We start from the raw sequence: 12,190 nt of genomic DNA on the forward strand, positions 1-12,190 counted from the left end.
CGGTGCTCGAAGCACTGTTCAGCGTGATGGATGGCAAAAGCGGCCGCTGCGATCCGTGCCTCGATACGATCGCCAAATGCAGCAGACTCTCTCGGCGCACTGTGGTGCGCCAGCTGGAGGCGTTGCGCCGGCAGAAAATCGTCGACTGGGTGCGCCGGACGGTCAAGACCGGCAACGCCAAGGGCGAAGGCCCGCAGCGCCAGCAAACCAGCAATTCCTATTTCATCGATCTGGCCGGCCTGCCAGTCGAGATCCTGCGCACGCTGCGGCAGAAGCTGGGCGACAAGCTGCGCGAGACAGCCAGGCGCATGACGGGCTCAGGCGCCGTTCCCAATCGCATGGCGATCAAGGCCGAACGGCTGCTCAAGGGCGTCACAGGCGCGCTGAGCGCCAAGGGCACAGCCAACCAGGTCAACCGCCGCGCGCTGGCTGGCGCCTCGGCAGCGGCGCGCATCGAGCATATGTACGGCGGGGACGTAGAAGCCATGCGCGAGCACATGGCTATGCTCGATGGCTCTGATGGTCAGAGTGCGAGTGCCAGACTGGCATTGTACCCCCTGCTCAGAACTAAAGGATAAAAGGACTGAGGACGCTTTGCGCCCTCAGGCTCTGATTTGTTTCTGACCCCCGGCCGAAATGACGGCACTTCTCCTCCGCGAGGCACCAGTTGGCGCCGTCGCGCAGGGGCGGCTGCGCCGCCCCGGGGTGTCCAGGGGGCCAGGAGCAAGGGCCGTGCCAGACGACGCGCGTGGTGCGCGCTGAAAGGTCGCATGATGGCGAAAGTTCGATCGGCACGGAGGCGCTTCAAACGCGTCGCCTCACCCTCCCCCGCGGCCCAAATCGCTCTTTTACCGCAGCGAGCAAATTACCCCCTGAGCGTGCATCAATATGCATCACGGACACGCGAGCGAAAATCACGCTCAGTCCCGCAGTACGGCTAGGGTTGCAGCCGCCTCGCCCAATGCATGATTTGCCACACATTAAGTGTGCGGGCGAGGCGGGGGGATAAGCGCGCACTGAGGGGTGCCGACGCGAGATTTTCAGAAATTCAGGAAAAACCAAAATTTTATGAACGTAATTATATTTCAATACTTGATAACAAAACAAGATTTTTTATAATTTCTTAAAAGTGAAATTATATTTCAAAATTCCTTTTTGCAATTGTCGCATCTAATACGAATTTCGTGCGTTGAACGGTTGGTCGCATAAATGGCTATCAAACGGAGATCGACATGGACACTAAAGGTCAGATCGAAAAGCGCCCAATTGCATCAATTTATTACATAATAAACAAAGAGATATGACAGCATTGAAGCGCAAGCTTATAGCCCCCTGCCTTCGCAGCGGGCTTCCGCGTTACCCCGACTAACAGAGGCCGTCGGATGGGCGCATGAATCTTCAGGAAAGACTATGAACGAATTCTCTCCTCTTTTCGCAGCCCAGCTTAATCCTCGATCAGCGGCGTTGCCGGAAATGGCGACTGCCGTTCTCATATTGGATGAGGCGCGTCAGATTGAATACGTAAACCACAGCGCTGACGAACTGTTCAGTCCGATTAATCCTATCGGTCTAACGTTTGCCACGCTCTTGATGAATAGTGGTGCTGAGGCAGAAAGCGATGTCTTCAGAGCCATTGATACAGATTTACCGCCCGAAGAGGTTCGCATAAGATTAGATGACGGGAGACTTCTGGACTGCATGCTGAGGGTGCTGTCGAGCGGTGGTTTTGTGCTCAGCCTAGATGACGTAACTTCGCTCGTTCGCAACGCTGAATTGGCGCGACGTGACCCCCTCACCGGCCTCCCGAACCGCGCTGCCCTCCGCGAAAAAATCGCCGAAACCCTGAAGGAAGCCTGCGGGGAGATCGGAAATGTCGCCATTCTCTACGTCGACCTGGATCGATTCAAAGCGATCAATGATTCCTTGGGACACGCAATGGGCGACGCCTTGCTGCAAAAGGTAGCTGATCGATTCCGCAAAGTGCTTCATGAGGGTGAGTTTATCGCCCGGTTGGGCGGAGACGAGTTCGCAATCATCCAGTCAGGATTACCCCAGCCAGCTGCTGCAGAAGAGCTTTCCTCGCGCCTCGTCGACCTGATTGCACGAGCGTACGCCATCAACGGCCACATGCTGCATATCGGCGCAAGCATAGGTGTTGCAATCTATCCTGGCGATGGCCGTGAAGCAGGTGCCTTGCTCCGCAACGCCGATCTGGCGCTCTATCGAGCGAAGGCAGAGGGTCGAGGCTCCTATCGCTTTTACGAGCCTGGGATGGACGAAAGAATGCAGCAACGTCGAGCGATGGAGATTGACCTGCGGCGTGCGCTCCCTCTTGGGCAGTTGCACCTGGTCTATCAGCCCAAGCTGAATCTCCAATCTAACTCTTTAGTTGGATTTGAGGCGCTGATCCGCTGGTCTCATCCTCAACGAGGCTTGGTCTCTCCTGCAGATTTCATCCCCCTTGCTGAAGAAATCGGAGCCATCGTTAACATTGGTGAATGGGCGCTTCGCGAGGCGTGCCGGCAGGCCGCTTCATGGCCGAAGCCGGTTTCCGTCGCGGTCAATTTGTCACCCGTCCAATTTCGCACCGGAAAGATTTTGCAGACTGTCTCATCTGCTTTGGCCTACTCCCGTCTTGAACCGAGCCGGCTCGAATTGGAGATAACCGAAGGGGCACTCATGGAACATTCGAGCGCAATCTTAGGAGTTTTGAACGGATTACGTGCTCTCGGAGTGCGAATAGCAATGGACGATTTCGGTACAGGCTATTCCTCCCTTGGTTATCTCCAAAAGTTTCCTTTTGACGCCATCAAGATTGACCGGTCGTTTGTGCGGGGGATAGACACTAGCGCTGAGCGACGGGTGATCGTGCGAGCGATTACCCAACTTGCGTCAGCCTTGGGGATGACAACGACGGCTGAAGGCATTGAGACTTGGGCACAGCTTGAATGCGTCCGCGAGGAAGGATGCACTGACGTCCAAGGCTATCTCACTGGCCGTCCGCTATCGCGGGAAGCTGCAAGAATGCTGCTAGACCACCGATTTGCAGAGAATTCGGAAATGGACTTAGCGTGAACACAAATCTCAACCGGCTAGTATATTACAGCAAGAACAGGATTATCGGCGAGCCAAAAGAGCTATCGCTATCTATTGCATCAATCCTTTCCACCAGCCGAACGAAAAATGCTGAGGTCGGCGTGACTGGGGCCCTCATGTTCAACGCAGGATGTTTTGCCCAGGTGCTAGAGGGGCCCCAGCATGCAGTCGAGGCTGTTTTTGAGCGCATTCAGCAAGATGAGCGCCATGGCGACGTCTCGCTCTTAGCTTTCGAACCCGTTCAATTTCGGTTCTTCGGAGACTGGTCAATGGGCTTCGTCGGAGCCAAACCGAACGATGCGGATGTGTACGGGGACCTGACAGAACAGGGTGGATTCGATGCAACACGCATGACCGGCGACGAATTACTTTCGGTTCTGTATCGGCTCGCTCTGCAAGAGGAAAACCCGAAATACTGAAGGCGCGGGGCTGGCCAGTGAGCTCTTCATACAGCTCATCCTTCGAACCACTTTGTGCCACGCAAACCTTGGACTGAGACGATCTCGCCGCTCGTGCGTTGGTGGAGGTCAGCGTTTTCTAAGGGATCCAATTGCCGCATTTTCTTATCGTGCAGAGCGAAACTCCAAACGAGCGTACAGAGCGTCGCAAGCGCGCCGGGAAAAGCGCTGGGGAAACATTCGCCGCAACACTTCGTCAGTTGGAGCCCGCTTGCTCCATCGATATCTGTCAACCGGCCGAAGACGAAGGAATAGACCCCAGCAAGGATCTTTGCCGGTACGACGCTATATTTCTGAGCGGATCGCCACTGCACGTCTATCGTGAAAGTTCCGAAACGATCAGGCAAATCGCTTTCATGAGACAAGTCTTCTCGTCTGGCACGCCATCGTTCGGCGCGTGCGCCGGCCTTCAGATTGCGACGGCGGCCGCTGGCGGCACAGTCAGGAAGATACCGCACCAGGATATGGAAGCAGGTGTGGCCCGCCGCATCACAGCGACAAAGGAGGGACGCACGCACCCATTGCTTGCCGGTCGTCCTACGACCTGGGACGCATTGGCTTTCCATGGCGATGAGGTTGAAGAACTGCCTCAAGGGTCGACAAGGCTGGCGGGTAACGCAAGTAGCCGAGTGCAAGCGGCTGAGATCCGGTTCGATCGCGGCATCTTCTGGGGCGTCCAGTATCATCCTGAGCTCGCCCTAGCCGAAATCGCTATCGCGCTTCGCACGAAGGCACCCGACATCGTTCGTATGGGCTTGGCCGAAAAGGAGGCCGACGTAGAAGAGCACGCCGACCGGTTGCAAAAGCTTCACATCTCCCCCTGCGACCGCTCCGCACGGTGGATGCTTGGCATAGATGACGAAGTAGCTGACGAGAGGCTACGCAGACGCGAGCTGATCAATTTCATCCGCGCCGTACCGACGATCGATCGTCGGCCAGGGCGCTGATAGGAGAGTGTTTTTAAGTGCCCAGCCCTATCCAGACGGTTCTGTCCGAAATAGCCAGCGAGATCACCCGCGATGCGGTCAAGATCGAAGCTGCTGCAGACGCTAAGGAGGAGGGGCTAACACCTGGCGGCTTCGGCATCGCCGTTGCCGCATTGAATGGAGAAACTTTCAGCGCCGGCGATGTCGAGACCTCGTTTCCAATCCAAAGCATCGCAAAAGTCTTTGCGATGGAACTAGCTCTGGACGCTGTGGGCCACAAGGTTTTCGAGCGCGTGGGACGCGAGCCGTCGGGCGACCCGTTCAACTCCATCGTCGAACTAGAGCGCACCGACGGCATACCTCGTAACCCTTTCGTTAATGCCGGCGCGCTTGTGGTTGTCGACATTTTAACCAGCGAGTTAAAGGAGACGGCCCGCCCTAGCGCCGTCCTGCATCTTGTAGAGCGACAGGTGGGCAAAGACCGGGTTCGTTTAGACGAGGCCGTTGTTGGCTCCGAGCAGGAGGGAGGCGACCTCAATCGGGCGATGCTCAGTTTTATGCGACACCATGGCAACCTACTTTCCGATCCAGACGTCGTCATGGCGGCCTATGTCGAACAATGCGCTATCGCCCTAGATTGCCGGGGCCTGGCGAGTGCTGGCCTGTTCCTTGCTCGAACCGCCCTGGTAGGCGACGCGGCCGATCACGCCAGAGCTACGCGAATGCGTGAGCTCCTCGCGTTGATGATGACCTGCGGGCATTATGACGGATCGGGCGACTTTGCATTGCGGGTTGGCTTGCCCGCCAAAAGTGGAGTGGGCGGCGGCATATTGGCGATCGTTCCGGAAATCGGTTCGGTGGCAGCATGGTCACCCAACCTCGATCAGCATGGCAATTCGATGCTGGGCGTGCGTGCGCTAGAGATGCTGGCGTATCGTACAGGATGGTCGGTCTTTGGTCCGCCATTGATCAAACTGTAAGCGCCCTCCACAAAGTTCAGTCATCGTCATATGCTCGCGACCACCGGTGGGGCTTCGTCCAGGCACTGGAGAGGCTGTCATCCACTGACTATAGGTAGCCTGACACGAAAAAGGCTTCCCTGCCCCAGTCCGCTCTTTTCAAGAGTGATGCAGCCTTGATGCAATTCAACCAGCTGCCGAACCAGCGCGAGCCCGATGCCGAGCCCCTCTTTGGATGGGGTGTTTGCGTCTTTTATTTGTGTAAACAGATCGAAAATTTTGGCCTGCATATCTTCAGGGATACCGATGCCAGTGTCGGAGACATCGATTTCTACGGACTCCTCATATACCCGTACGGTCAGCTGGATTTCGCCGCCCGCTGGAGTATATTTGGCGGCGTTGTTGAGCAGGTTACCAATGATCTGGGTAAGGCGCGCATGGTCAGCCCGAAGGGCGATCGGCTCAGTAGGAATATTTTCAACCAACCGATGATCGGCAGCCTCTATCATGGGGCGGCTGCCTTCAACCGCAAAGCTCAGCACATCCTGCAGCGACAGCATGTCGACCTTGAGGGAAATCTTGCCTTGATCGATGCGGGCGATATCCAGCAAGTCTTCGATCAGTCGGGAAATATGATGGACATGTCGCTGCATTCGCAAGCGGATGTCTCGCCCGATATCGGTCCCCTCATGCCTATCCATCAGGTTCAGGCCGGCGCCGAGCGCCATTATAGGATTGCGTAGTTCATGACCCAAGACCGCCAGAAATTCGTTCTTGCGCTTGTCAGTTGCCTGCAGGGTTGCGGCTAACTGGGCCAACTCATCACGCTGCGCGGTTATCTTGCGCCGCTGGCCGTAAAGGTCGAAAAAAACATTCGCCTTAGAACGGAGGATGTCGGATTCGATCGGCTTCTGGATGAAGTCTACTGCGCCTGCCTCATAGCCTTTAAAGCGACGGCTCTGGTTTGAACTCCCGGCGGTCAGGAATATTATTGGAACATGGCGGATTCGCTCGTGACCGCGCATGAACTCTGCCAATTCAAACCCGTCCATCCCTGGCATCTGCACGTCTAGCAATGCGAGCGCGACATCGTGGACGAGTAGGAGCTCCAGTGCCTCTTCGCCTGACCGGGCCTTCACGAACACGAGACCCTCTCGCTGCAGTACCGCCTCCAGCGCCAGCAGATTTTCCTCCAGATCGTCTACCAGGAGGCAGGTAATAGGCTCGCTCTCAATGATCATGCAGCTACCAATCCTGGGAGAAAAATGAGAAGGTCTGCGAGGGTCATGACACGCGCCGTCGGACAGGCGGCCAGCGCTGCTGCTGGCATAGTCGGAAACTGCGCACTTGCTGGGTCTTCTACGATCGCCACGCCCCCTGCACCGGCTACGGCTTTCAGTCCCGCGGCCCCATCGTCATTTGCGCCAGTTAGTACGATGGCGCAAAGACCAGCGCCCCAAGCATCTGCCGCTGTCGCTAGAAGAACATCGATCGCAGGGCGGCTGTAATTGACGGGCTGCTCGGATGATAAGGACAAGGTGCCGTCTTGCTCTACCAGCAAATGATAATCGGACGGGGCAAAATAAATGGTGCTCGGCTCCGCTCGCTCCTTGTCTTCAGCTTCCTTGACCGGCAGTGTGCACTTCTCGCGAAAAAGCGATACCAAAGCATTGTCACGATCAGGCGGAACGTGGACGACGATCAAGACAGGCAATGGAAAATCTCCGGGCAGCGCAGGCAGAAGCCGCAAAAGCGCCTGGACCGCGCCGGCGGAGGCGCCGATTACCACTGCCTGAAACGGCGCTCCGCTCATGGCTCACGCCTCTGATAGATTTTTTCTTCCCGAACAAAATCGGCGAAGGCCTCGGCATGTTTGGAAAAGCGCAGGCTTTCCTTTGCTCCCAGGCCAAGGAAACCCTTGCGCGCCAGAGAGTCTCGAAACAGGCCGAGTGCCCGATCCTGCAGCGAACGATCAAAGTAGATCAGGACATTCCGGCATGAAATGAGATGCATTTCACCAAAAACGGCATCGGTCACGAGGCTGTGGTCGGAAAATACGACACGCTCTCGCAGTGTTTTGTCAAATGCCGCGCGGCCATAGTCCGCCGTGTAATAGTCCGACAGTGAAGTTGGTGCGGCCGTCTGCTGATGATTCTCGGTGAACTTGCGGATCTGGTCGAGCGGATAGATGCCCGCCTCAGCCGCACGCAACGCTTCAGGGTTAATGTCCGTGGCGTAAAACATCGTCCTTTGCTCCAGCCCTTCCTCACGGAACAGGATTGAGAGGGAATAGAGCTCTTCACCATTACTACACCCAGCGACCCAAACCTTCAGCGAGGGATAGGTTCGCAAATGCGGAATTATCTTTTCCCGGAGAGCACGAAAATAGGCGGGGTCGCGAAACATCTCGCTGACCTGGACGGTCAGATAGTTGAGCAGGCGGGGCAGCGTCGACAGATCATGCAGCAATGCAGCCTGCATGGCTGAGAAGCTGGAAAACCCAAGCTGCGTGCGCGCTTGGATCAACCTGCGCTTGACAGATGCGCGGGCGTAGTGGCGAAAATCGTAGTGATATTGATGATAAAGCGCCTCCAGCAGAAGCTGGATCTCGATATCCTCTACGCTGTGTGGCATCATATGACCCTCATCGCGGCATCCATACGCGGACCAGGGAGAGCAATTTGTCGACGTCAATCGGTTTGGCCATGTAGTCGTTGGCACCTGCCCCCAAACAGCGTTGCTGGTCGTCAGGCATAGCCTTGGCCGTCAACATCAGGATCGGCAGATTACGCCATTGCGGGTCTTGACGTATCTCTCGCGTTGCAGTGATGCCGTCCATCACAGGCATCATGACATCCATCAGCACCATATCGATCTGACCCGCGGGATCTCCGCTTGCGGCTGATAGGGCATCAATCGCCTCCTGACCGTTACGGGCGATTTGGATCAGGGCACCGCGTGGCTCAAGCACGCTGCTCAGTGAATAGACATTGCGAATATCATCTTCCACGATGAGGATACGGCGCCCTTCCAACGCGGCATCACGGTTCCGCGCCTTCTGGATCATCCGCCGCTGTTCTGGCGGCAATTCCGACACAACCTGGTGCAGGAACAGCGAAACCTCGTCGAGTAGCCGCTCGGGCGATTTGGCACCTTTGATGATGATCGAACTGGAATAGCGACGTAGGCGCTGTTCATCTTTAGGCGAAAGGTCATGTCCGGTGTAGACAATCACCGGAGGGAACCCATGGTCGCCTTCCGCACTCAAAGCCTCCAGCAACTCGAAACCTGATGTGTCGGGCAGCGTTAGGTCCAGAATCATACAGTCGAAAGTCTCGGTGCGAAGTTTCTGCAGGCATTCTGCGGCAGTGCCGACGCCAACCGTCTCGACGTCATCGGACAACAGCAGATTGCCGACGGCATCACGCTGGACCGGATCATCCTCTACAATCAGTACTCGACGCATCCTGGTGGCAAGCTTGGCACTCAGTGTCTCGAGTACTCCGGCCAATTGGTCGCGCTTCACCGGCTTCACCAGATAACCGACCGCACCTAGCGACAGCGCCGCTTGGCTATGGTCCGATGCGGACACGACGTGGATCGGGATATGCCGGGTCGCATCGTCATGCTTCAGCTGATCAAGAACTGTGAGGCCCGACTGGTCCGGCAGGCCGAGGTCCAGAACGATCGCGCTTGGCGTATATTTGCGTGCCAGGCGTATCGCTTCCTCAGCGGTGCCGGCGATCAGGCACTGGAAATCCATTTCGAGCGACAGATCACAAACAATTCCCGCGAAGACTTCATCATCTTCAATCACCAGCAAGACGCGGCGTCCATCCGCTAGCACATCGCGATCGTCTTCATTTGCCGGCTGCGGCGTGGGATCAGGAGGGGGCGGCACGGCCGCCGGCCTAGGCGTGGCCATCGCTTCCGGGGTGGGTGTGCGGGCTTCGACCATTGCGGGGTCGTACGCGATCGGCACAGTCAGCGTGAAAACACTGCCCTCTCCCGGCTCGCTGTCCAGCTGGATCCGGCCACCTAGCAGCCGCGCCAACTCGCGAGAGATGGAGAGTCCAAGTCCAGTACCGCCGTAGCGGCGGCTGATGGTGCCGTCCGCCTGGTGGAAGGCTTCGAAGATATGGCTCTGCTGCTCCTTCGACATACCGATGCCGGTGTCGATTACCTTGAGTGCCAACCTGTCATTTGCCGCCAGCGCAATAGTCAACCGGACACTGCCGCGTTCAGTGAATTTGAAGGCGTTGGACAAAAGGTTCTTGAGGATCTGCTCGATGCGCAGCCGGTCAGTTTCCACAACGCGTGGACAGTCCTCGGCAATCTCCACCTCAAAGGGCAGGTTCTTTTCGTCGGCTATCGGCTGAAACAGCTGTCGAACCTCGCCAATCATACGCTGCAGCGTTACCCGCTCGGGTTGAATCTGGATATGGCCGGCCTCGATCTTCGACAAATCCAGAATATCGTTGATCAGGGTAAGAAGGTCATTGCCCGAGCTTTCGATTGTCCGAGCGAACTTCACCTGATCGGCAGAAAGATTGCCCTGGTCATTGTCGCCCAGCAGCTTCGAAAGGATTAGCAGTGAATTGAGCGGCGTGCGCAACTCGTGCGACATGTTCGCGAGGAAGTCCGATTTGTATTGGCTTGCCTGCTCCAGCTCACGCGCTTTGAGCTGCAGAGAGGCACCTGTCCGCTCCAGTTCATCGCGTTGGTTCTCCAGTGCTTGTGCCTGCTCTTCCAACTGGCTGTTGGCCTCTTCAAGATCCACCTGCTGCTGCTCGAGCCGGACTGCAGATTCTTTCAGCGCACGCCCTTGTTCCTCCAGTTCCTCGTTGGAAACACGCAACTCCTCGCTCTGCGCCTGCAGTTCACCGGCTTGTCGCTGGGTTTCTTCCAATGCGTCCTGCAAACGAGCGCGGAAGCGGGCGGAACGCAGAGCGATGCCGATCGAGGGCGACGCCTGATCAAGCAGTTCCAGCATCATTGGGTCCACCTGCTGGTAGACACCCAACTCCATGACCGCGTTGACTACCTCGTCGGCCTTGACTGGTGCGATCACAAGATGACGGGGGCGGTCACGCCCAAAAGCCGACCCGATGGTTAGATAGCCATCAGGTACGTTTTCCAGCACAATCGGTCGGCCTTCGGCGGCGACTTGACCAAGTAGCCCTTCCTTTAGACCGAAGCTGGCGGGAATGTCCGCATCAGGCGGAACGCCAAGCGTAGCGGCGCGGTTAAAGCGGCCACCCTCACCCTTGAACAACGCCCCGCCCTTAAAACCCGTATATTGAGCCAGGAAAGATAGGACCGCCTCGCCAAGCTGCTCGATCGATTTATCTCCCCGCATGGCCTCGGCCAAGCCGAGCTGACCCGTTTGAAGCCATTGCTGGCGCTGACGCGCACGGGCGTTGCGTTGCAGCAGCATGAAAATAGCGATCGTGAGAGCGGCCCCGATCAGACTGGAAACGACGCCACCCGTTACAGCGGTTTGCGAGGCTGCCGCCATGTCGTCCGTCCGTATCTGTCGCAGGCGCAATTCTTCCTGCGCCATAGCATTCAGCTGAGCCCTGATAGCATCCATCTCCACCTTGCCCCGGTCAGAAGTGACGACTGCTACGGCAGCTACGAGGCCCTCCGTCCGGCGCAAGCTGATGGTTTCGCGCAACTCAGCAAGTTTTGCATCCACATGTCGCCTTAACAGGACCAGATTTGCCTGCTGGGTTGGATTATCGCGGGTCAGAGTGGCGACGTTGCGCAGCTGCGAAGCCAAGCCCGCGGCAGCATTGCTATACGGCTCAAGATACGCCTCGCTGCCTGTCAACAAATAGCCGCGCTGCCCCGTTTCCGCATCTTGCGCTGCCGACAGGAGATCGTCGAGCGCGCTAAGCACGCTGTGGGTATGCCGAATTGCCTCGTCGCTCTCCCGCAGCTTCTGAATGTTGAGGTAGGCAACGGCCCCACTAACAAGAAAGAATGCAAGGCCAAGAGCCAGCCCAATGGCTGACCATCGCTGTCCGCGGACAGCCGAGAGGATCGTCTGCATGAATTTTCTCATTTTGGTTGGTCGGCGGAGATAGGAAGTCGCAACCCGCCTATCGACTGTTTTAGAACCAATGCAAGAAATGTCGCCGCGGACAGCGTAGGATGTGCTGCAGCAAGGCTTTATCGCAGAGGACAGGCCCTACTGCCCAAAAGCACCGTGTTCTAATCTGAGGGTAGGTCGCTCTCGCTGATGACCTTGATCCCCGGTTGACCGAGGCTCAGCCAAATGATTTTGATTTTTGTAGGTGAGAAGGGTCTTCCCCACGGCTCAATCAGCGATAGCGCGCAGCTACAGTCGATCAAAGTGCGTAGATTCGATCTGGCGCATCGACAGCAGTTACGACGAAAGTTGCCAGAAACTATTCCAGCGGCAGTCAACCAGAGTGTGTCCTTCGCCGATCGAGCTCTGAACGGCGGCTTTCGTTAGAACTAGTCATTCGCTCAGCTTGGAACCCCAGCGGCTCGTACGGCAACATTGCTAGTTGCATAGGTATTCACGTGGCATCCTAGCCTCCGGAGAGGCAATTTCGATGGCGTCCAAGGCTCTGATGGCAAAGACCGCGTGAACAAGCAGGCTCGGTGACCTCACGCGCTTTTGATTTCCAGATGCAGGCGTCGATGGCGCGCATCCTTGATGCATATCAAAATGGCGAGGCGTGCCGGAAAAGATCAGCAGCCGATCTTACCGCATTACAAC

9 protein-coding genes are annotated in these 12,190 nt (G+C 56.9%); 5 read left to right on the top strand and 4 right to left on the bottom strand.

The features are described from left to right. The 5 genes from GRI97_RS17430 to glsA all read left to right on the top strand — a co-directional run. A partial coding sequence (locus GRI97_RS17430) for a helix-turn-helix domain-containing protein (RefSeq protein ID WP_161392520.1) occupies window positions 1-578 on the top strand: 578 nt, incomplete at its 5' end. Between the two features lie 832 nt (window positions 579-1,410). Then, window positions 1,411-3,075 (top strand): EAL domain-containing protein, encoded by a 1,665-nt coding sequence (locus GRI97_RS17435; RefSeq protein WP_161392521.1) that lies wholly within the window; start codon window positions 1,411-1,413, stop codon window positions 3,073-3,075. Beyond that, on the top strand, window positions 3,072-3,515 hold the full coding sequence (locus GRI97_RS17440) for a BLUF domain-containing protein (protein ID WP_161392522.1): 444 nt from the start codon (window positions 3,072-3,074) through the stop codon (window positions 3,513-3,515). Before GRI97_RS17435 ends, GRI97_RS17440 begins: the two co-directional genes overlap by 4 nt. Window positions 3,516-3,664: 149 nt before the next feature. Further along, window positions 3,665-4,501, top strand: coding sequence for a type 1 glutamine amidotransferase (locus GRI97_RS17445; RefSeq protein ID WP_328598591.1), 837 nt, complete (start codon window positions 3,665-3,667; stop codon window positions 4,499-4,501). A gap of 17 nt (window positions 4,502-4,518) precedes the next feature. Then, window positions 4,519-5,460: a glutaminase A gene (gene glsA, locus GRI97_RS17450; RefSeq protein ID WP_202392840.1), complete on the top strand. Its 942-nt coding sequence runs from the start codon at window positions 4,519-4,521 to the stop codon at window positions 5,458-5,460. Between the two features lie 77 nt (window positions 5,461-5,537). Here glsA and GRI97_RS17455 read toward each other — a convergent pair whose 3' ends face one another. From GRI97_RS17455 to GRI97_RS17470, 4 genes are read right to left on the bottom strand one after another with little or no spacing between them, the layout of a single operon-like run. Continuing rightward, the gene (locus GRI97_RS17455) at window positions 5,538-6,680 is read right to left on the bottom strand and encodes a hybrid sensor histidine kinase/response regulator (protein WP_161392524.1); all 1,143 of its coding nucleotides are present in this window, start codon (window positions 6,678-6,680) and stop codon (window positions 5,538-5,540) included. Beyond that, window positions 6,677-7,252 carry a chemotaxis protein CheB gene (locus GRI97_RS17460; RefSeq protein WP_161392525.1) on the bottom strand — a complete coding sequence of 192 codons (576 nt, stop codon included), beginning with the start codon at window positions 7,250-7,252 and terminating at the stop codon, window positions 6,677-6,679. The genes GRI97_RS17455 and GRI97_RS17460 overlap by 4 nt, the downstream gene beginning before the upstream one ends. Further along, window positions 7,249-8,076 carry a CheR family methyltransferase gene (locus GRI97_RS17465; protein ID WP_377019236.1) on the bottom strand — a complete coding sequence of 276 codons (828 nt, stop codon included), beginning with the start codon at window positions 8,074-8,076 and terminating at the stop codon, window positions 7,249-7,251. The genes GRI97_RS17460 and GRI97_RS17465 overlap by 4 nt, the downstream gene beginning before the upstream one ends. 7 nt (window positions 8,077-8,083) lie before the next feature. Further along, a complete protein-coding gene (locus GRI97_RS17470; RefSeq protein ID WP_161392526.1) occupies window positions 8,084-11,494 on the bottom strand; it encodes a response regulator in 3,411 nt (1,136 codons plus the stop codon). Window positions 11,495-12,190: the final 696 nt, after the last annotated feature.

Origin of the sequence: Croceibacterium xixiisoli (genome assembly GCF_009827305.1) — a bacterium.
GTDB classification, from domain to species: Bacteria; Pseudomonadota; Alphaproteobacteria; order Sphingomonadales; family Sphingomonadaceae; genus Croceibacterium_C; species Croceibacterium_C xixiisoli.